This window comes from Phaeodactylibacter xiamenensis, from assembly GCF_965229835.1.
Classification (GTDB): Bacteria; Bacteroidota; Bacteroidia; order Chitinophagales; family Saprospiraceae; genus Phaeodactylibacter; species Phaeodactylibacter xiamenensis.
Genome location: NZ_OZ245931.1, coordinates 6507576 through 6528379 on the forward strand (window position 1 = coordinate 6507576; position 20804 = coordinate 6528379).

17 protein-coding genes are annotated in these 20804 nt (G+C 41.3%); 14 read left to right on the forward strand and 3 right to left on the reverse strand.

Annotation, left to right across the window (positions count from 1 at the left end):
• The first annotated feature begins 20 nt into the window (after positions 1-20).
• Together ACO08I_RS24970 and ACO08I_RS24975 are read left to right on the forward strand one after the other, a co-directional pair.
• The gene (locus tag ACO08I_RS24970; RefSeq protein ID WP_421947456.1) at positions 21-161 is read left to right on the forward strand and encodes a hypothetical protein; all 141 of its coding nucleotides are present in this window, start codon (positions 21-23) and stop codon (positions 159-161) included.
• Positions 162-1110: 949 nt separating this feature from the next.
• Positions 1111-2073 carry a hypothetical protein gene (locus tag ACO08I_RS24975; protein WP_213960104.1) on the forward strand — a complete coding sequence of 321 codons (963 nt, stop codon included), beginning with the start codon at positions 1111-1113 and terminating at the stop codon, positions 2071-2073.
• A 1716-nt stretch (positions 2074-3789) separates the two neighbouring features.
• Here the strand turns inward: ACO08I_RS24975 and ACO08I_RS24980 are convergent.
• Both ACO08I_RS24980 and ACO08I_RS24985 read right to left on the reverse strand, forming a co-directional pair.
• The gene (locus ACO08I_RS24980; protein WP_421947395.1) at positions 3790-4875 is read right to left on the reverse strand and encodes a hypothetical protein; all 1086 of its coding nucleotides are present in this window, start codon (positions 4873-4875) and stop codon (positions 3790-3792) included.
• A complete protein-coding gene (locus ACO08I_RS24985) occupies positions 4875-5096 on the reverse strand; it encodes a hypothetical protein (RefSeq protein ID WP_350177394.1) in 222 nt (73 codons plus the stop codon). The genes ACO08I_RS24980 and ACO08I_RS24985 overlap by 1 nt, the downstream gene beginning before the upstream one ends.
• A gap of 234 nt (positions 5097-5330) precedes the next feature.
• Here ACO08I_RS24985 and ACO08I_RS24990 point away from each other — a divergent pair, with 234 nt between their 5' ends.
• The 3 genes from ACO08I_RS24990 (at position 5331) to ACO08I_RS25000 (ending at position 6838) form a co-directional block, all read left to right on the forward strand.
• Entirely contained in the window at positions 5331-5471 is a 141-nt protein-coding gene (locus ACO08I_RS24990; RefSeq protein ID WP_421947405.1) for a hypothetical protein, read from the forward strand.
• Between the two features lie 147 nt (positions 5472-5618).
• Positions 5619-5846 (forward strand): hypothetical protein, encoded by a 228-nt coding sequence (locus ACO08I_RS24995; protein ID WP_044220747.1) that lies wholly within the window; start codon positions 5619-5621, stop codon positions 5844-5846.
• A complete protein-coding gene (locus tag ACO08I_RS25000; protein WP_081969018.1) occupies positions 5843-6838 on the forward strand; it encodes a UPF0236 family transposase-like protein in 996 nt (331 codons plus the stop codon). Before ACO08I_RS24995 ends, ACO08I_RS25000 begins: the two co-directional genes overlap by 4 nt.
• Positions 6839-7024: 186 nt before the next feature.
• On the opposite strand, the gene ACO08I_RS25005 is transcribed toward ACO08I_RS25000, so the two are convergent.
• On the reverse strand, positions 7025-8149 hold the full coding sequence (locus ACO08I_RS25005) for an IS701 family transposase (RefSeq protein ID WP_421946784.1): 1125 nt from the start codon (positions 8147-8149) through the stop codon (positions 7025-7027).
• Between the two features lies 1 nt (position 8150).
• Here ACO08I_RS25005 and tnpC point away from each other — a divergent pair, with 1 nt between their 5' ends.
• The 9 genes from tnpC to ACO08I_RS25050 all read left to right on the forward strand — a co-directional run bounded on the left by tnpC (position 8151) and on the right by ACO08I_RS25050 (position 19819).
• A complete protein-coding gene (gene tnpC, locus ACO08I_RS25010; RefSeq protein WP_421947463.1) occupies positions 8151-9716 on the forward strand; it encodes an IS66 family transposase in 1566 nt (521 codons plus the stop codon).
• A gap of 294 nt (positions 9717-10010) precedes the next feature.
• Positions 10011-10388 (forward strand): hypothetical protein, encoded by a 378-nt coding sequence (locus ACO08I_RS25015; protein WP_421947464.1) that lies wholly within the window; start codon positions 10011-10013, stop codon positions 10386-10388.
• Between the two features lie 808 nt (positions 10389-11196).
• Positions 11197-11337, forward strand: coding sequence for a hypothetical protein (locus ACO08I_RS25020; RefSeq protein ID WP_421947465.1), 141 nt, complete (start codon positions 11197-11199; stop codon positions 11335-11337).
• 665 nt (positions 11338-12002) lie between these two features.
• Entirely contained in the window at positions 12003-12233 is a 231-nt protein-coding gene (locus tag ACO08I_RS25025) for a hypothetical protein (RefSeq protein WP_421947466.1), read from the forward strand.
• Between the two features lie 850 nt (positions 12234-13083).
• Positions 13084-14463: a hypothetical protein gene (locus tag ACO08I_RS25030; RefSeq protein WP_421947467.1), complete on the forward strand. Its 1380-nt coding sequence runs from the start codon at positions 13084-13086 to the stop codon at positions 14461-14463.
• Between the two features lie 699 nt (positions 14464-15162).
• Positions 15163-15390, forward strand: a complete 228-nt coding sequence (locus ACO08I_RS25035) for a hypothetical protein (RefSeq protein WP_421947386.1) — start codon at positions 15163-15165, stop codon at positions 15388-15390.
• 1787 nt (positions 15391-17177) lie between these two features.
• Positions 17178-17393, forward strand: a complete 216-nt coding sequence (locus tag ACO08I_RS25040) for a hypothetical protein (protein ID WP_044230198.1) — start codon at positions 17178-17180, stop codon at positions 17391-17393.
• A gap of 3 nt (positions 17394-17396) precedes the next feature.
• On the forward strand, positions 17397-17852 hold the full coding sequence (locus ACO08I_RS25045) for a type II toxin-antitoxin system death-on-curing family toxin (protein WP_044230199.1): 456 nt from the start codon (positions 17397-17399) through the stop codon (positions 17850-17852).
• Positions 17853-19678: 1826 nt separating this feature from the next.
• A complete protein-coding gene (locus ACO08I_RS25050) occupies positions 19679-19819 on the forward strand; it encodes a hypothetical protein (RefSeq protein WP_421947400.1) in 141 nt (46 codons plus the stop codon).
• Positions 19820-20804: the final 985 nt, after the last annotated feature.

A 20804-nucleotide genomic window follows, 5' to 3' on the forward strand; every position in this document is an offset into this window, starting at 1 on the left:
TAAAGCGGCAACCCATAACAATGGCTACACACAAGCTGGGTAAAAATCTACGATTGAAAAATCAGAAAGAAAAGCCCGCTGCAGTCAGCAAAAGCCAGGCTGTGCCAGTTTCGCCTTTTGCTGCCTGCGCTAGTATTGGTGAAATCGAACGAAAAGATTAATTTTAGAATCCCAGCCTGCGCGTAGCCGGGCCGTTGGGCGCACTCCATTTTGGGAATAAGAATCTGATAAACAAACGATTAGAGGTTAAGCCTGCCTTTGAAAATCGGGAATAATTGTTTTTTGTAACCCGAGTTTTGTTTGCTACGGTCAATTGATTGTATAGCCCAATTAGGCAGGCAAAAAATGGAAAATCAGTATTTCTATCGGGTAATCCGTTGTCCCGAATAATTGAGATCCTTAACAATATCCGCTCCCTGTCATCGAAAGAAGAAATTGAGTTTTTTGGAGAGAGTTTGCGTTTAGGGCCTCAATATGGAAAATCAAGAATTTGGGTAAACCGTTGAATTGAGTAGGGTAGGAGATCAAGAAATTTGAACCTTTCACCGAATAAGAATCTGATCAAATTGAATCGGGTTGTCGAGAATCAAGTTGAAATTTTAGAGATTGAAAATCAGTAGATTGAATTGGTCAACTTGAATTGAGATCGACTTGAAAAACTGGAATTTAGCCGAATCAAATTGAAGACTGGAGATTAGAAATTTTGATCAATTTGGGAGATTAGTCTTCGAGATCAGGAATTTGAAACCGGTAAATTGAGATCAGCTTTCAAGATCAATTTGAGATCATCAGAATTGAAAATCGGTTCAAAAAGATTGAAAAATCGGTAAAAACGGCCCTTTTGAAGTATACAAAATCGTTAAAACGGTCGCTTTAATAGGTTTACGAAGAATAAAATGGAAGCGCCCAACAATGGCTACATGCCATGCCGGTAAAAATCTTCGAGAAGAAAATTGAGATGGAAAACCCGCGCAGGCAGCAAAAGCCAGGCTGCGCCAGTTTCGTCTTTTGCTGCCTGCGCTAGCATTTGTGAATTGAGACGAAAATGGTAAATTTAGAATCCGGCACGTCACGTAGCCGGGCCGTTATCATCAAGTTAGAATTAAAAAAATGGAGTTAATTCATAAAATAGAAAATAGTAATATAGGAATTCACATTGATAGCTCCAGAATTATATATAAGCATGAAATAAATGTCATAGAGTTTGATCTTAAAAAATTAACAAAAAAAGTAATATTTGAATCTGATTTCAAGACTCATACAATTGAAAAACGAAACGATTCTATTTTTCTAATTAGTGGTAAAGGATACGAACACTACCAAAATGAATTGATCCAATCATATGAGTACACGATTGGGGATTATTCTATAAAGGAAGATCAATATCTATTTGTAAGTATAGATTATGACTTTGACAAGTACCTAGGAAAATCTGGTTGTGTTGATGTATTCTCAAATAAAATAATTTGGGAAGGCGACTATGGAGATCAATTAAGGTCAGATAAAGGGAACACCTTTTCTGTCTCTCAAACCAAGTTAATCAAAAGAAATATTCTAACTGGAAATAAAGAATGGGAATACATCTTTCCTAAGACAACATATTGGCCAAGCATATATATTGGGAGAAATTATGTTCTTTTAGCAATATCTGAAAGGGATTTACTTATTTGTCTAGACACTCAGAATGGTGAAATTAAATGGGAACAAACAACCATTCCAAAAGGAATTGTTATAGATGAAAACGAAGATACATTTCATCAATTTATGATTAATTACAATTGCTTTAACCTTAATGATGGTTCTCTTGTAAGACAAAAAAATGATAGGGAATATTTTCGAGATATTAGAATAGAAAATCAAAAAGACAATTATATTCAATTAGGGAATGCTCTATTGATTAACGATTCCACTACTAAAACTACAGGGAAATTCAATATTGACAATTTGAAGTTTGAATGGACGGAAAAAGGACTCAATATTCCCCAAGGATATAGAATGAGGAAAAATGATGAATACGTATTTTTAGTCGATTCAAACAAGAAATTAAGTATTTATAAATGGAAAACCAGATGATAACAATGTACATGACGCTCATGTCGGCTAAATGCCGCCACGCCGCATGTACTCACCGTTGGGTGCAAGCCCTACCGGGGGGAGCCATCCCGCCCGCCCGGCACTGCGCACATCCTCGCCCTTGGGGGCTCTTATGTGCGGCAATTGCTCGGGCTCACAGCCAACCCGCCCTGCACCCAACACAGGGCTACACACAATGGGGGTAAAATCCTAGAAATGAAAAAGGTGAATCAAAATCCGCACAGCCATCAAAAAGCCATGCTTCGCCAATTTCGTCTTTTTGCTGTCTGCGCTGTATATTTGAATCAAGACCAGAAAGGGTTGATGGAAAAATCCCCCACTGCGTGTAGCCTGGCCGTTCACAGACAATCGCGCAACAGAAAACAGTATCTGTAAGAATTTGAAAGAATGATTCTCCCCGCCTAAAAATGGTAAATGCGTGATTATCAGTATTCAGAAAATGGGGTTGAATTGGTTAGTCCATTGAAGAATTGATCTGTTAAGGCGGGGCAGGTGTGATTTCTACAGTTTTATAGTTGGTTTACGAGAATTGTGATAGCCTGAATTGAAGATTAGATTAAGCGTTACCGCGGCCCCGTTGAATGGAAAAGAATACGGTATCAGAAAAGGAGTGCGCGTCCAGGGGGCTTATGAAAATCAGACGGTAAATGAAAATCAATGAGCAAATAAGGTTTCATGCCCGAATAAGATGGAATCTTAAGGGTTCGCAGGTGCATTGAATAGATTTAGCAGCAGAATAATTGATTGATTTTCATTGGGTTAAGTTGGTTTTTACGGGCGATAAAATAAATGAGGGTATCAGTTTTGCCTGAAAATTGGTGGTCCGAAATCGGAGAATTGGGTAAACTTGAAAAAAGCCCCCTTATCTCGTCTTCGAAAATAGAGAAATGGCCGCTTGTTATGGTAAAATCGAATAAAACGCGAATGCTGTGAACATTGGCTACACACAAGCCGGGTAAAATCCTCCATTGAAGAATTAGAAAAAAGAGTCCGCTGCGGCAGTCAAAGCCAGGCTACGCCAATTTCGCCTTTGCCCGCCGCAGCTATTTTGGTGAAATGGGATGAAAAGATTATTTTCAGGAATCCCGGCCTGCGTGTAGCCCGGGCCGTTATGGGGTACCGCATCAGAATTGGTATTCTATGGAATTGAAAATATGAATTCTCCCGCCTCAAAAATGAAAACTCAGAATCGAGAATTGTCCATAAATCGAGAACTTGAGTTCCTAATCGGGAAACTGAAATTTCGGAAAGGCGGGTAAAGGTCCTGTCGAGTATTGTATTTTTTACGGTGAATCGGATAGAAAACGAAAGATTTGAATTCTTAAGATTAACCGGGCCCATCTTGAAAGATGAGATTGGTTTTTTCAGAGGGAGTATGAGTTTAGGCGGCTTTTGAAATAGAAATCAGGAATTTGAACCTCGTCCAAAAACAGAATTTGGAAATCTGGAAACTGGAAATTTTGAACTAGAAAACGTTGATTGAATCAATTTGACAACCTAAGATCAGAAACCAAAACTCAAGATTTGAAAACCTGAATCTGTTTTTGATGGATTTGGGAGATTGAATCCAGTAAATTGAAGAGATCAAAAATCAGGTTGAATCTTCTGGAGATTGAGATCTGAATCCTGAAATAGGTTGATTATCGTCCGATTTTTGGTTGATTAGAAGGGTGTGACGGATTTTTGATGTAATTATTAAGCTGCATACCGCATTCTCTTTTTCCAATATTGCTCGTATCTGCCCGCAGACAGCTTGAGCGCACGGACGATAAGCATATCATCGGCATGCACATTAAGCCACCTCATGCCACTACCTCCCAAACGGGCTTTGATCAGCGTCTTGCACCCTGCCTCTACGGTGCCGGAACCGATAGGCAGCCCTTTTTCCTGCATTTGAAAATAATTCATCCGGTGCTGCTGGTTTTCCAGGTATACAACTTGCTGGCGGGCGATTTCGCGCCGCTTCTGCGTCTTGACACCCGCAGCCGCCTGACGCGCGCGCTCCACAACGAGGGCTGCGCCGCCCGGCTCGTTCAGCAGCGTACTCTTTTGCTGGCTTACCCACTGCGCACGTTTTTTGGAGGGCAGGGGCATTACTGCAGCCAGTTTGTAAAGCCGTTCAGTGACGTGGTAGTAGTCCGTTACCTGGTAGTCGGTTAACCGCTCCAGCTGTGTCCAGTTGTCGGGCGCCCCATCTGCAACCCCCACGTAAACCGGCCGTAGCCCAGCCTCTTCGAACTGTGCCTTAAGCCGCTCAGCCTCTTCTTCCAACAGATGGGTGAAAGCCCCTTTTTTCTCTTGCGCGCCAACCCCCAAGTAAATAGAGTGCAGCAACTTGCCCTCATGCCCGTAAAGGCTGATTACGCCGCACATCGCTTCCCGGTAGCCCGGTTTGCGCTTAGGCTTGCCAGGCAGGCCGTCAAGAAGGTGCACCATCGCACCGTCCCGGCTTATGCTCACTGAGCTGACCCCGCAAAGGCTTACCTCTTCCGGCATGGCGTAAGACCAGCGGCTTTCTACTTCTTTAGCGTGGCGGCTGATGCGCAGGCTCACATCACGCACAAGGTCTTTGCTCACTTCGACTTCATGGTGCTCCTTAAACCGGGCTGACACTTTCCTGGCTGAGCCCTCACAATAGTCGCTAGCCAGCAGCTTGGCCAGCCGTGGCGTCGATTTGCCTACTATGCCTGCCGTGCTGTCAGCTGGTACGTAGCTCACGCCGCCACAAACAGGCTGGTAGACGTGGCGCTTGACGCAGACTTTGCCGTAAGGTGTGGACATTAACTTTTTTTTCGCCCCTTGCTCGAAAGGCGCTGCCCTTTGTGGGTGATGGCAGTACCATCCGTATCGAAACGCTCGGCGGCAGCGCGCGTGGCGAGTTTGCCTGCTTCGTTTAGGGCTAGCTGTATCGCTTCTTCCTGGCTCAGCATGCTGCCGTTAAGCTCCATATCAACCTCTATCGTGACCTTACCCCCATCTTGCTTTACTATTCGTGCGCTCATACCTTCTTTTTGCTTTAAGATACGTATCTTTCTGTACATCAAAAATCCGTCACACCCGATTAGAAATAAGGACCGATCAAATTGAAGAATCAAAACCCTGAATTTAATCAATTGAAAATCAAGAAATTGAAATCAGTAGAAAAGGTTTGAACAGCCGCCTTTTGGTTTATCCAGAATTTGAAATGGGCCCTTTTATGAAAATCAGTGAAAAGAATAAAGCGGCAACCCATAACAATGGCTACACACAAGCTGGGTAAAAATCTACGATTGAAAAATCAGAAAGAAAAGCCCGCTGCAGTCAGCAAAAGCCAGGCTGCGCCAGTTTCGCCTTTTGCTGTCTGCGCTAGTATTGGTGAAATCAAACGAAAAGATTAAATTTAGAATCCCAGCCTGCGCGTAGCCTGGCCGTTAGGCACAAGCAAAAAGAAAAAAAATGAAGTACTTCCAAATAATCTTGATAATTCGTAACTATTCAGCACGCCGTGTGTATAACAAATTGCACAAGTTAGCTATCTTTAAAGTATGAAGAAGCCAACCCCCACCCCGAGCGAGCTAGAACAAGTTGCCGACGAGATACTAAGTGGCATGCGTGCCGAGCTACTCGACTTTCTGCAATCTCAAGCCAACGCGACCTCATCGTCAGCTTATGAGAATAGCGTTTTAGATTTAGCCCGCCAATTTGCCCAAAAGGTAGCTACCCAACAAGATGGGCCACTGCCAAAGAGCCGCAACGCTAAAAAAAAGTCTTGACAAGTTTTGGGCAGCTTACGCTGTCTAAAAACCACGTGCTATGCCAAGGCACAAAACGCTTTGCCCTCAGTGAGCGCCTGCGGGAGCTGTGCTGCCTGCTAGGACAGGGCAGTGTTTACGAGCAGGCTAGCGAGACACTGGAAGAACTGCTTAGGCTAGACTTATCTGGTATGCAAATACAGCGTGTCTGTATGCACTATGGCAGTTTAGTAGGCCCATTGGTCAGCGCGGATGCGGAAGGGGCCATACCCAGTTTAGAAATTACTGATGAGCAAGCGCCTACTTATGTGATGATGGATGGCATGATGCTCCCTACACGAGAGGAAAAGAGCTGGAAAGAAATTAAGCTCGGCCGCATATTTCAACACCAAGATGTGGTACAACTGTCGGCCAAGCGCAGACAAATACGCCAATCCGTCTATGTGTCCCATTTTGGCAGTGTCGACCAGTTTTTCCCTAAACTGGAGCGCCATCTAGTACCCTATCAAAAAAAGGTCATTTTGGGAGATGGAGCCCCATGGATATGGCGTTGGGCCGAGGACAACTTCCCTGGGGCTCGTCAAATATTAGACTTCTATCACGCCAAAGAAAAACTGGTGCTCTTTGCAAAACATCAGTTTAGAGTAGATGAAAAACGCAAAGCCTGGGTGGCTGGCCAGTGTGAAGTACTCTCAGCCAATAGAGTGCACGAGGTAGTGGATAACGTAAGCTGCCTCAGAGCGAGAAATCACGAAGCCCGGGAAGCTAAGGCGAAACTGCTATCTTATTACGAAGAGCATGAAGACCGTATGCAGTACAAAACCTACAGGGATGAAGGGCTGCTCATCGGCTCTGGACCAGTAGAGGCCGCTCATCGTAGTGTCTTGCAGCAGCGGCTCAAATTATCCGGCCAACGCTGGACGGTTGATGGGGCGCAAGCCATCGCGGATTTGCGGTGCTATCGTAAAAGTGGAGCGTGGAGTACGATCCAGCAACTTGTCGCAGCGGCATAGCTGTGCAATTTGTTATACACACCAGCACGCCTGTGTGCTGAGGATTTAAAATAAAGTTACTGACCTTTCGCACGCGAAAGGTTATGATAATTGAAAAAATTAGCAGTACTCAGGGTGCTTGGCACAGCAAGCCCACTCAGTGCATGGCACTGAAAAAGCACTCGCATGAACAAGTTAATCAAGGCCTTACCCCAAAAGAGGGGTGGCTAGCCCATCCGGCGGTCCAATTTTAGGGACATAGGCTTTGAGCCTTTGCACCTCTTGAAAAGCCGCCCTGAGGGCATTGACATAAATTTTGGTTTTTAGGGCAAAGTGGTTGGTCTGCTCTTTTGCAGCCAGCAGTTCGAGTTTAGTCCAGGCAATCATGGCAGCAAAAACATGGTTGCACTGGGATGTCTCGTGCTTGGTGGGGGACTTTTCCAGCCCCACGTTTTGTTTGAGCGATTTGTGGAATACCTCCACTCCCCAGCGTGTCCCGTAGGTTGTGCAGATAGCTGGGCCGCTTAGCTCCAGATCGTTGGTGACCAGGTACAAGTCTCCAGTTGAGCCGTCTTGGTTTATAAAGACCTGCTTGACCAACTGGACTTGGAAATCCAGCCCTTTGAGGTAAACAGTAATGGCCTGGCCTGCTTGCAGTTCTAGCCCGTCGACTCGGTGGAACTTGCCTTCCAGCTTGTCTTCCATGCTAAGGGCGACCTTGCGGTTGCTCTTCAAGGCACTGATGAAATGCTTGCCCAGCTCATAATGCACGAACTCGAAGTTCTCCTTGGCAGCAAACCAAGTGTCCCATACCACATAGCGGAAGGGCACGCGGTTGTATTTGACAAGTGCAAAAAGCTGGTCGCGCAGCATCTCGTTCTTGCTGCGGGGGCTGCGCTTCTTTACCTGCCCGCTTTTGGCATCCACGTATTCTTGCGACTTGCGCACGATCTCAAAAGCAACAGGCAGCTCTATACCCTGTGGGCTCTGGTAAAGGAAATTCAGGATGTTGATCCCTTTGGTGTGCCCCGCTTTCGGCTTCTTGGAGTGGTCCCAGTGCCAAGTGACCACTTCATTCTCCGTAGAGTGCGGCTTCTCCTCGATCGTGTCATCTATCTTGATGACCGCGTCCGGGTGCTCCACTTTACGTACCAAAGGCTTTATGCAACGCCAATAGTCTTTTGCCGTGAAGGCTTCCTGCCCTAAAAAACGGCTGATCTTGTCATGGCTCAGTGCCTGATCGGTCAGCTCGGACAAGCCGGTGGCTGTCGCCATGCGAAACGATGCCAGCAGGTAGTCCGAATACAAGTCAAGTAACTTTGGGTCTTTCATCTTGCGCTCCTTTGAGCTGCAAGATAACTGCCCTAACATTATTAATCAATTTTCCAAATCTTTCGCGTGCGAAAGGTCAGTAAAGTTATTATTTTTTGGGATGCTTCCAGAACCACTACAACAAGCCATCAAGAGATTGCCCGAAGAAGCCCGAGTGCTCGTCGAGGCTATAGTAGTGTTCTATGACCATCACTATAAATCGAAGATCGAGGAATTAGAAGCCAGGATCAAAGAACTGGAAGATCAGATATCCAAGAACAGCAGGAATAGCAGCAAGCCTCCTTCTTCGGATGAGTTTGACAAGCCTGCCCCCAAAAGCCAGCGCAAAACGACTGGCCGCAAGGCTGGCGGGCAGAAGGGCCACGAGGGGGCTAATCTAAAGATGGTGGATTCCCCAGGCGAAAAAGAGCTTCATAAAGTGGAGGTTTGTGCCTGTTGCCAAAAAAGCCTTTGCAGGCAAAAAGCCGATTCCATAGAATGCCGCCAGGTATATGACTTACCCCCGTTGGAGTTGGTCATAACCGAACACCAGGCTGAAGTTAAACGCTGTTCCTGCGGGCATGTCAACCGAGCCGATTTTCCGGCGGGTGTTAACCATTATGTGCAATACGGCCCCAACATAAAGAGCCTTTTGGTGTATATGCAAGATTACCAACTGCTGCCTTACGAACGGACCAAAGAGTTTGTCCAGGATATTTTCGGCCATCAGCTCAGTACTGGCACCTTATATAATATCCGTCATACGGCCTTTGGCCAACTGGACACTTTTGAAGAGCGGCTCAAGGCACTGTTGACAACAGCAGTTGTGGCCGGCTTTGATGAAACCGGTATCCGGATAATGGCCCAGCGGTTGTGGCTGCACAGCTGTTCGACTAGCCAGCATGCGTATTATAAGCCTCATGCCAAGCGGGGACAGGCTGCCATGGATGATATTGGCATTTTGCCCAAATTCGAAGGCATTGCCATTCATGACTTTTGGAAGAGCTATTACCGCTACGGCCGTGAACACGGCCTGTGCAATGCACACCTGCTAAGAGAACTAACCTTTGTCAAAGAACGCCATAAGCAAGCTTGGGCGGATGAACTTGCAGGCCTGCTCCTCAAAATGAAAGCTACTAAAGAAAGGGCTATTGCCAAAGGCAAGGAGTTCTTGTCCCCGGCAACTTTAAGCCGGTATCGAAGCCTCTATGAAAGCCTGGTACAAAAAGGGCTTAAAGCCAACCCCTACAAACCTCCTCCGAAAAAGAAAAGAGGCCGGGATAAAAAAACGAAGCCTCGAAACCTAATAGAACGCTTTAGAGACTACGCTGACGATATTTTGAGGTTCTTCTACGATTTTAAAGTGCCATTTGACAATAACTTCTCTGAACGGGACATCCGAATGATGAAAGTCAAACAAAAGATCTCGGGTTGTTTCAGAAGTTTTGACGGCGCCAGGTTCTTCGCAAGAATCCGCAGTTTTATCGTCACGGCTCGTAAACAAAATATCAATGTTTTCAAGGCATTGAAGAATTTGTTTATGGATAATTCTATCGTTTTTCAATTAACCAGCACGCAGGCGTGCTGAATAGTTACGATAATTCTAATAATTGGATGCTCAAATAAGGGAACAACTGAAAACAATATTGAAAATACCAATTCAGATAAGATTGAAAATTCTGACAGTCAAAATAAATATGATTTTCAATCCGATTCACTTGGTTTTGATTCGCCAGAAGAAATAGCAGAAAGAGTAATTGAATTTTTTCGTCAAAGAGATACGACAAAATATTTAGAATTAGCAATTCCGTTAGAGGCTCAAAAATATCTATTTACAAAGAATTTTGAATACCGACCTGATATTAAAGACCAAGAAAAACATATGGAATGGTTAGAATCAAGATTTGAAAGAAGAATGGATAATTTTATAGTAAGAGCAGGGTACATATCAGAAATAATGGAGGAAGATAAAGGATTCAAAATAGAAAAGGCATTTATAGACACAATAACAATTGAAGATGTGAGAATTAAGAACTACGGAGGATTTAACCGATTTATCGTTGGAGATTGGGCAGATGTTACTGTGAAGATGAATTTCAATAACGGAGATTATTTCTTTGAAATCCCACAAATAATTAAGATAAAAGAAAAGTGGTTTTTATACTACCCTGAATACTACTTAAGAACGAAAAGAGATTTAGAATTTGTCGAAGAGAGGATAAGACAAATGAATCAAAAAGCTGATGAATTTTGGTTATAAATTTAGAATAAAGCCTGTGCCTAACACAGTGCAGCCGACAATACTCCGCTGCGCTACGTACTGCGGCTGCACAACCCGTTATGGGGTACCGCATCAGAATTGGTATTCTATGGAATTGAAAATATGGATTCTCCCGCCTCAAAAATTAAAACTCAGAATCAGGATTTCGACAGAAATCGAGAATTTGAGTTCCTAATCGGGTAACTGAAATTTCGGAAAGGCGGGTAAAGGTCCTGTCGAGTATTGTATTTTTTACGGTGAATCGGATAGAAAACGAAAGATTTGAATTCTTAAGATTAACCGGGCCCATCTTGAAAGATGAGATTGATTTTTTCAGAGGGAGTATGAGTTTAGGCGGCTTTTGAAATAGAAATCAGGAATTTGAACCTCGTCCAAAAACAGAATTTAGAAATCTGGAATCTGGAAATTTTGAACAGGTAATCGTTGATTGAATCAATTTGAAAACCTAAGATCAGAAATCAAGAACTCGAGATTTGGAGAACCTGAAACTGATTTTGATGAATTTGGGAGATTGAATCCAGTAAATTGAAGAGATCAAAAATCAGGTTGAATCTTCTGGAGATTGAGATCTGAATCCTGAAATAGGTTGATTATCGTCCGATTTTTGGTTGATTTGAGATAAGACCCGATCAAATTGAAGAATCAAAACCCTGAATTTAATCAATTGAAAATCAAGAAATTGAAATCAGTAGAAAAGGTTTGAACAGCCGCCTTTTGGTTTATCCAGAATTTGAAATGGGCCCTTTTATGAAAATCAGTGAAAAGAATAAAGCGGCAACCCATAACAATGGCTACACACAAGCTGGGTAAAAATCTACGATTGAAAAATCAGAAAGAAAAGCTCGCTGCAGTCAGCAAAAGCCAGGCTGCGCCAGTTTCGCCTTTTGCTACCTGCGCTAGTATTGGTGAAATCAAACGAAAAGATTAATTTTAGAATCCCAGCCTGCGCGTAGCCGGGCCGTTATGGGGTACCGCATCAGAATTGGCATTCTATTGAATTGAAAATATGAATTGTCCCGCCTCAAAAATGAAAACTCAGAATCGAGAATTGTCCGGAAATCAAGAACTTGAGTTCCAAATCGGGTAACTGGAATTTCGGAAAGGCGGGTAAATGTCCTGTCGAGTATTGTATTCTTTACGGTGAATCAAACTGAAAACGAAAAATTTGGATGCTTAAGATTAACCGGGCCCATCTTGAAAAATGAGATTGGTTTTTTCAGAAGGAGTTTGAGTTTAGGCGGCTTTTGAAATAGAAATCAGGAATTTGAATCTCGTCCAAAAACAGGATTTAGAAATCTGGAATCTGGAAATTTTGAACAGGGAAACGTTGATTGAATCAATTTGACAACCAAGATCAAGAACTCAAGATTTGAAAACCTGAATCTGATTTTGATAAATCTGAGAAATCGAATTGAGTAAAATCAGGAATCAAAAATCAGGTTGAATCTTCCGGAGATTGAGATCTGAATCCTGAATTAGGTTGATTGTCGTGAGATTTTTGGTTGATTAGAGATAAGAACCGATCAAATTGAAGAATCAGAATTCTGAAATTTAATAAACTGAAAATCAAGGAGTTAAAATCAGGTAAAAAAATTGAATAGCCGCCTTTTGGTTTATCCAGAATTTGAAATGGGCCCTTTTTTTGAATCGGTGAAAAGAATAAAGCGGCAACCCATAACAATGGCTACACACAAGCTGGGTGGTAAAAATCTACGATTGAAAAATCAGAATGAAAAGCCCGCTGCAGGCAGCAAAAGCCAGGCTGCGCCAGTTTCGTCTTTTGCTGCCTGCGCTAGTATTGGTGAAATCGGACGAAAAGAGTAAATTTAGAATCCCAGCCTGCGCGTAGCCGGGCCGTTCACAGACAATCGCGCAACTGATGAAAGGTATCAGTAAGAATTTGAAATAAGGATTCTCCCCGCCTAAAACTTGAAAATGCCCGAGTAGAAATTTTCAGAGACTGGGTATAAACTGGTTAGTCCATTGGAGAAAAAGTCTGTTAAGGCGGGGTAAATAGAAATTTCTACAGTTTATTAGTTGGTTTACGAGAATCGGGATAGCCCGAATAGAAAAATTAGATCAAGATTACCGCGGCCCCGTCCGATGGAAAGGAAAACGGTATCAGGAAAGGAGTCCGCGTCCAGGGGGCTTATGAAAATCAAAACGGCAGATGAAAATCAACTAGCAAATAACTGTTTCATGCCCGAATAGGATTGGTTTTTTAGGGTTCGCAGGTGCATTGAATAGATTTAGCAGGAGAATAAATGGATGATTTTCATTGGGTTAAGGTGGTTTTTACGGGCGATAAAACAAATGAGGTTAGCTGTTTCGCCCGAAAATCGGTTATCAAAATCGGATAATTGGATAAACTTGAAAAAAGCCCCCTTTCTCGTCTTCGAAAATAGAGAGATGGCCGCTTGTTGTGGTAAAATCGGATAAAACGCGAATGCTGTGAACAGTGGCTACCCGGCAAGCCCGGTAAAATCTTGAAAACGAAAAAAGAGAAAAGAAAATCCGCTGCAGTCAGCAAAAGTCCGGGCTTCGCCAAGTTAGCCTTTTGCTGCCTGCGCTATTTTGGTGAAATCGAATGAGAAGATTAATTTCAAGAATCCGGGCCTGCGGGTAGCCGGGCCGTTCCGCGCAATTTTTAAACGTAAAATTGTATGATATATAAATGAATTATTCTATTACAGATGAGTTAGAAGCTTCTAAATGGGCTACTTTTTATATAGATAATTGTCTGAATTTTTCAAATGATAAGAGAAATAAAGTTCTAGCCAAATTGAATGACTTTATATCATCTATGGAAAATACAAATCCTTATTACAATGCCTTACCTATAACTGGAAATCACAAGTATAAAAACTATAAAAAAGGTGAAATCAACCGGTTTGTTAAAAACGTGTTTGGCGAAAAGATATATGCACAATTCGATAAAGAACTCTCAATAACAGAAGCAAAAGAAACTTTCCCTAAAAGCTATGATGATAATGTTGTCGTCAGTATCCTCAGAGAATGGGTGAATTTATCAGAAAGTATGAAACAAGAATCTCGTATACAAGCCAATTATAAGTTGGACTACCTGAAATTTATGCGTGATTGTATCAGTCATTATGGTTTATACCCTGTTACTAGATTTCGACCAGATCAATATTTTAAAAAATACTGTCTTCGAGTCAAGGGAAAGAATTTCGTAGAATACCGTTTCTTATGTGAGGAAAAAGAAGTTTTAGGTGAATTCGTGAATAATTATCTAGCAGGTGAAACTATAATAACCAACGGACGAGTAATCAATATTAGCGATATTGAACAAATAAATATTTATAGCACTAAGTTAAATAAGTCTGAACTACAGTTACTATCAAATAAATATGGAATTCGATGGAGTCCTCTAAATCCACTACATAATATTGATCCGCTATTATCGAAAATGGAGGATGTGACAAATGATTTTATTAATTCAAAAAGAAAGAGAAGTCTAGCAAGTAATATAAGTGAAATAGCTAGTATTGAAACAGAAGAAAAAATAATATTGAATTATTCAGATGTAGTTTCATTAATCTCACTTATCCAGGAAAGAAAAACTCTTCAACTTTCAGAAGATCAGTTTAACGACTATTTGACTGATTTATTGAGAGCAAAAGGATATAATGTCTCAGATCAAACACGGAGTGGGAAATCATCAACTGAGAAACAAGCTGGTGAATTAGATATTGTAATTCGTGATCAGAATGGTAATGTTTCGATAATAATAGAAACTTTTATTTTAAAATCATGTGGGAAAAGATGTCCCATTGCAAGAGATCATATTAACAAGTTGATTAATTTTTATAACGCAAATGGGATAAGAAATTTATTCGCAATCGTAATTTGTAAAGGAAAAGATTTCAGTATGATTTGTAAGAACTATTACGAGCTACTATGTGACCCAGAATTTGACTTTGAGAATAATCCAAGAGAAATTGGGCTAACGAATACAAAAATCATCAACAGTAAGAGAAAGGAAAACGGACTAAACATTGAATTAATAAGTGTATTGAGTAACTTTAATTGAAAATGCGCGGAACACAGTGCAGCCGACAATACTTCGCTGCGCTACGTACTGCGGCTGCACAACCCGTTATGGGGTACCGCATCAGAATTGGTATTCTATGGAATTGAAAATATGAATTCTCCCGCCTCAAAAATGAAAACTCAGAATCGAGAATTGTCCATAAATCGAGAACTTGAGTTCCAAATTGGGTAATTGGAATTTTGAAAGGCGGGTAAAGGTCCTATCGAGTATTGCATTTTTTACGGTTAATCGGACAGAAAACGAAAAATTTGGATTCTTAAGATTAACCGGGCCCATCTTGAAAAATGGGATTGGTTTTTTCAGAAGGAGTTTGGGTTTTGGCGGCTTTTGAAATAGAAATCAGGAATTTGAACCTTGTCCAAAAACAGAATTCGAGAATCAGGAATCTGGAAATTTTGAACAGGGAAACGTTGATTGAATCAATTGCACAACCAAGATCAAGAACTTTGAATTTGGAGAACCTGAAACTGATTTTGATGAATCTGGGAAATCGAATTGAGTAAATCAGAGATCAAAAATCTGGTTGAATCTTCTGGAAATTGAGATCAGAATCCCTGAATCAGGTTGATTCTCGTAAGATTTTTGGTTGATTAGAAATAAGGACCGATCAAATTGAAGAATCAGAATCCTGAAATTGAATCAACTGAAAACCAAGAGGTTAAAATCAGTTGAAAAGAATTGAACAGCCGCCTTTTGGTTTATCCAGAATTTAAAATGGGCCCTTTTTTTGAAACGGTGAAAAGAATAAAGCGGCAACCCATAACAATGGCTACACTCAAGCTGGGTAAAAATCTACGATTGAAAAAAGAGAATGAGAAGCCCGCTGCAGTCAGCAAAAGCCAGGCTTTGCCAGTTTCGCCTTTTGCTGCCTGCGCTGGTATTGGTGAAATCAAACGAAAAGAGTAAATTTAGAATCCCAGCCTGCGCGTAGCCGGGCCGTTGGGCGCACTCCATTTTGGGAATAAAAATCTGATAAACAAACGATTAGAGATTAAGCCTGCCTTTGAAAATCGGAAATAATTGGTTTTAGAACCCGAGTTTTGTTGGTTACGGTCAATTGATTGTATGACCCAATTAGGCAGGCAAAAAAATGGAAAATCAGTATTTCTATCGGGTAATTCGTTGTCCCGAATAATTGAGATCCTTAACAATTACCGCTCCCTGTCATCGAAAGAAGAAATCGAGTTTTTTGGAGAGAGCTTGCGTTTAGGGCCTCAATACGGAAAATCAAGAATTTGGGTAAACCGTTGAATTGAGTAGGGTAGGAGATCAAGAAATTTGAACCTTTCACCGAATAAGAATCTGATCAAATTGAATCGGGTTGTCGTGAATCAAGTTGAATTTTTAGAGATTGAAAATCAGCAGATTGAATTGGTCAACTTGAATCAGGATTATCTTGAAAAACTGGAATTTAGCCGAATCAATCGAAGACTGGAGATTAGAAATTTTGATCAATTTGGGAGATTAGTCTTCAAGATCAGGAATTTGAAACCGGTAAATTGAGATCAGTTTTCAAGATCAATTTGAGATCATCAGAATTGAAAATCGGTTCAAAAAGATTGAAAAATCGGAAAAAACGGCCCTTTTGAAGTATCCAGAATCGGTAAACCGGTCGCTTTTTTTAGGTTTACGAAGAAAAAAATGGAAGCGCCCAACAATGGCTACATGCCATGCCGGTAAAAATCTTCGAGAAGAAAATTGAGATGGAAAACCCGCGCAGGCAGCAAAAGCCAGGCTGCGCCAGTTTCGTCTTTTGCTGCCTGCGCTAGCATTTGTGAATTGAGACGAAAATGGTAAATTTAGAATCCGGCACGTCACGTAGCCGGGCCGTTGGGTGCACTCCATTTTGGGGATAAAAAGCTGATAAACAAATGATTAGGTAGAAAGCCTGCCTTTGGAAATCGGGAATAATTGGTTTTTGAAACCCGAGCTTTGTGTGTTACGGTCAATTGAACGTATAGACCAATTAGGCAGGCAAAAAAAGGAAAATAGAGTTGTTTTATCGGGTAATCCGTTGTCCCGAATAATTGAAATCCTTAACAATATACGCTCCCTATCGTCGAAAAAAGAAATCGAGTTTTCTGGAGAGAGTTTACGTTTAGGGCCTCAATACGGAAAATCAAGAATTTGGGTAAACCGTCGAATTGAATAGGGTAGGAGGACAAGAAATTTTGAACCTTACACCGAATAAGAATCTGATTAAATTGAATCGGGTTTTCGAGAATCAAGTTGAAATTTTAGAGATTGAAAATCAGTAGATTGAATCGGTCAACTTGAATGTGAGATCAACCTGAAAACTGAAATTTAGCCGAATCAAATTGAAGACTGGAGATTAGAAATTTTGATCAATTTGAGAGATTAACTTTCAAGATCAGGAATCAAAACCGTAAATTGAGATCAGATTTCAAGATCAATTTGAGATCATCAGAATCAGGGAATTGGTTCAAAAAGATTGAAAAACAGTTAAAAACGGCCCTTTTGAAGTATCCAGAATTGTTAAACCGGTCGCTTTTATAGGTTTACGAAGAATAAAAATGGAAGCACCCAACACAGTGCAGCCGACAATACTCCGCTGCGCTGCGTACTGCGGCTGCACGTTCCCGTTGCCTGCAAGCTAGATAAGAAACTAAAATTTGTGAATGGGTGTTAAGGAAAGTTGAACAGGTTGATGACCGTAAAAAGTAAAGAACAGGATGAATATCGAAAAAGTAGATAAAGAGGTTCTTAAGTCAGTAATCACAGAGGTTTTGATAGAGAACCCAAATTATTTTAAGGAGATTCTGACAGAGATTTTGTCCGAGAATAGCATCATTGATTCAAATGTCAGGAATGAGAGGTCGAATAGATTGAAAGAGATGATTCAGGAAGATTTCGACAAATATGGAGAGGTTTTTAAATCTCTTGCTTAAGAGATGGAGTACCTGGAAAGAGAGGATATTATCCTGATAAACCGCATGACGATTGATCAACATGGAGGAAATTTTGTGCCACCTAACAACCTGCTAAATGAAAATGGATTAGAATATGTGATAGATGCAGTAAAAGGAGAGATGTTTGGCCAAGAAATCTATTCAAAAATATTTGAAAAGGCAGCAGTTTACATGTTTTCGATAATATCCAATCATGTATTTCAAGACGGGAATAAACGGACAGGATTAGGAAGTGGGCTGTTATTCATGAAGTTAAATGGGTACAAACTAAAAGAAGACCTTTCAAAAATAGAAATAGGAGATAAACAAGTTCCAAAATCAGGATCGGGAACAAATGAAATCCTGTTCAACTTTACAATGGAAATGGCATCAGGTGAAATAAGTTTGGATGAATCGAGGAAATGGTTTGAAGAGAATATTGAATCATTCAGAAATTAAGAATACCCGGAAAAACCACCTGCAGGCAACAATGGCTACATGCCATGCCGGTAAAAATCTTCGAGAGGAAAATGCAGGTTGAAAAACCCGCGCAGGCAGCAAAAGCCAGGCTGCGCCAGTTTCGCCTTTTGCTGCCTGCGCTAGCATTTGTGAATTGAAACGAAAATGGTAAATTTAGAGTCCGGCACGTCACGTAGCCGGGCCGTTATGGGGTACCGCATTAGAATTGGCATTCTATGGAATTGAAAATATGAATTGTCCCGCCTCGAAAATGAAAACTCAGAATCGGGTAATTGTCCAGAAATCGAGAACTCGAGTTCCAAATCGAGTAATTGAAATTTTGAAAGGCGGGTAAAGGTCCTGTCGAGTATTGCATTTTTTACGGTGAATCGGACAGAAAACGAAAAATTTGGATTCTTAAGATTAACCGGGCCCATCTTGAAAAATGAGATTGGTTTTTTCAGAAGGAGTTTGAGTTTAGGCGGCTTTTGAATAAAAACCAAGAATCAGAATTTCGTCCAAAAACAGAATTTGGGAATCAGGAATCTGGAGATTTTGAAACGGAGAACGTTGATTGAATCAATTTGACAATCTAAGATCAGAGATCAAAAACTCAAGATTTGGAGAACCTGAAACTAATTTTGATGAATTTGGGAGATTGAATCCAGTAAATTGAAGAGATCAAAAATCAGGTTGAATCTTCTGGAAATTGAGGCCTGAATCCTGAACCAGATTGATTATCGTCCGATTTTTGGTTGATTTTAGATTCAAGAAGATCAAATTAAAGAATCAAGATTTTGAAATTGAATCGACTGAAAATCAGCAAATTGAAATCAGTTGAAAAGAATTGAACAGCCGCCTTTTGGTTTATCCAGAATTTGAAATGGGCCCTTTTTTTGAAACGGTGAAAAGAATAAAGCGGCAACCCATAACAATGGCTACATGCCATGCCGGTAAAAATCTTCGAGAGGAAAATGGAGATTGAAAAACCCGCGCAGGCAGCAAAAGCCAGGCTGCGCCAATTTCGCCTTTTGCTGCCTGCGCTAGCATTTGTGAATTAAGACGAAAATGGTAAATTTAGAATCCGGCACGTCACGTAGCCGGGCCGTTGGGCGCACTCCATTCTGGGAATAAAAAACTGATAAACAAACGATTAGAGATTAAGCCTGCCTTTGAAAATCGGGAATAATTGGTTTTTGGAACCCGAGTTTTGTTTGTTACGGTCAATTGAATGTATAGCCCAATTAGGCAGGCAAAAAATGGAAAATCAGTATTTCTATCGGGTAATCCGTTGTCCCGAATAATTGAGATCCTTAACAATATCCGCTCCCTGTCATCGAAAGAAGAAATTGAGTTTTTTGGAGAGAGTTTGCGTTTAGGGCCTCAATATGGAAAATCAAGAATTGGGTAAACCGTTGAATTGAATAGGGTAGGAGGTCAAGAATTTTGAACCTTTCACCGAATAAGAATCTGATCAAATTGAATCGGGTTGTCGAGAATCAAGTTGAAATTTTAGAGATTGAAAATCAGTAGATTGAATTGGTCAACTTGAATTGAGATCGACTTGAAAAACTGGAATTTAGCCGAATCAAATTGAAGACTGGAGATTAGAAATTTTGATCAATTTGGGAGATTGACTTTCAAGATCAGGAATTTGAAACCGGTAAATTGAGATCAGTTTTCAAGATCAATTTGAGATCATCAGAATTAGGGAATCGATTCAATGAGATTGAAAAATCAGTAGAAAAGGCCCTTTTAAAGTATCCAGAACCGGTAAAACGGTCGCTTTTTCAGGTTTACAATGAATAAAATGGAAGCGCCCAACAATGGCTACACTCAAGCTGGGTAAAAATCTACGATTGAAAAAAGAGAATGAAAAGCCCGCTGCAGGCAGCAAAAGCCAGGCTTCGCCAGTTTCGTCTTTTGCTGCCTGCGCTAGTATTGGTGAAATCGAACGAAAAGAGTAAATTTAGAATCCCAGCCTGCGCGTAGCCGGGCCGTTCACAGACAATCGCGCAACTGATGAAAGGTATCAGTAAGAATTTGAAATAAGGATTCTCCCCGCCTGGAAATGGAAAATGCCCGAGTAGAAATTTTCAGAAACTGGGTATAAACTGGTTAGTCCATTGGAGAAAAAGTCTGTTAAGGCGGGGTAAATGAGAAGTTCTACAGTTTTTTAGTTGGTTTACGAGAATCGGGATAGCCCGAATAGAAAAATCAGATCAAGAGTTATCGCGGCCCCGTCCGATGGAAATGAAAACGGTATCAGGAAAAGAGCCCGCGTCCAGGGGGCTTATGAAAATCAAAATGGTAAATGAAAATCAACGAGCAAATATGGGTTTCATGCCCGAATAAGATTGGTTTTTGAGGGTTCGCAGGTGCATTGAATAGATTTAGCAGGAGAATAATTGAATGATTTTCATTGGGTTAAGTTGGTTTTTACGGGCGATAAAACAAATGAGGTTAGCTGTTACGCCCGAAAATTGGTTTGTCCTCAACGAATAAATTGGATAAATTTGGGAAAAGCCCCCTTTCTCGTCTTCGAAGATAGAGAGATGGCCGCTTATTTTGGCAATATCGAATAAAACGCGAATGCTGTGAACACAGTGCAGCCGGCAATACTCCGCTGCGCTACGTACTGCGGCTGCACGTTCCCGTTGGGCGCACTCCATTCTGGGAATAAAAAACTGATAAACAAATGATTAGAGATTAAGCCTGCCTTTGAAAATCGGGAATAATTGGTTTTTGGAACCCGAGTTTTGTTTGTTACGGTCAATTGAATGTATAGCCCAATTAGGCAGGCAAAAAAATGGAAAATAGAGTTGTTTTATCGGGTAATCCGTTGTCCCGAATAATTGAGATCCTTAACAATATCCGCTCCCTGTCATCGAAAAAGGAAATCGAGTTTTTTGGAGAGATTTTGCGTTTAGGGCCTCAATACGGGAAATCAAG

What these genes read in the sequence shown, in the direction of transcription:
- ACO08I_RS25050 (WP_421947400.1), top strand. Translation starts at nt 19,679, where the DNA reads ATGGCTACACTCAAGCTGGGTAAAAATCTACGATTGAAAAAAGAGAAT.
- ACO08I_RS25045 (WP_044230199.1), top strand. Translation starts at nt 17,397, where the DNA reads ATGGAGTACCTGGAAAGAGAGGATATTATCCTGATAAACCGCATGACG.
- ACO08I_RS25015 (WP_421947464.1), top strand. Translation starts at nt 10,011, where the DNA reads ATGGAATGGTTAGAATCAAGATTTGAAAGAAGAATGGATAATTTTATA.
- ACO08I_RS24975 (WP_213960104.1), top strand. Translation starts at nt 1,111, where the DNA reads ATGGAGTTAATTCATAAAATAGAAAATAGTAATATAGGAATTCACATT.
- ACO08I_RS24980 (WP_421947395.1), bottom strand. Translation starts at nt 4,875, where the DNA reads ATGTCCACACCTTACGGCAAAGTCTGCGTCAAGCGCCACGTCTACCAG.
- ACO08I_RS24995 (WP_044220747.1), top strand. Translation starts at nt 5,619, where the DNA reads ATGAAGAAGCCAACCCCCACCCCGAGCGAGCTAGAACAAGTTGCCGAC.
- ACO08I_RS25020 (WP_421947465.1), top strand. Translation starts at nt 11,197, where the DNA reads ATGGCTACACACAAGCTGGGTAAAAATCTACGATTGAAAAATCAGAAA.
- ACO08I_RS24970 (WP_421947456.1), top strand. Translation starts at nt 21, where the DNA reads ATGGCTACACACAAGCTGGGTAAAAATCTACGATTGAAAAATCAGAAA.
- ACO08I_RS25030 (WP_421947467.1), top strand. Translation starts at nt 13,084, where the DNA reads ATGAATTATTCTATTACAGATGAGTTAGAAGCTTCTAAATGGGCTACT.
- ACO08I_RS25005 (WP_421946784.1), bottom strand. Translation starts at nt 8,149, where the DNA reads ATGAAAGACCCAAAGTTACTTGACTTGTATTCGGACTACCTGCTGGCA.
- ACO08I_RS24985 (WP_350177394.1), bottom strand. Translation starts at nt 5,096, where the DNA reads ATGAGCGCACGAATAGTAAAGCAAGATGGGGGTAAGGTCACGATAGAG.
- ACO08I_RS24990 (WP_421947405.1), top strand. Translation starts at nt 5,331, where the DNA reads ATGGCTACACACAAGCTGGGTAAAAATCTACGATTGAAAAATCAGAAA.
- ACO08I_RS25040 (WP_044230198.1), top strand. Translation starts at nt 17,178, where the DNA reads ATGAATATCGAAAAAGTAGATAAAGAGGTTCTTAAGTCAGTAATCACA.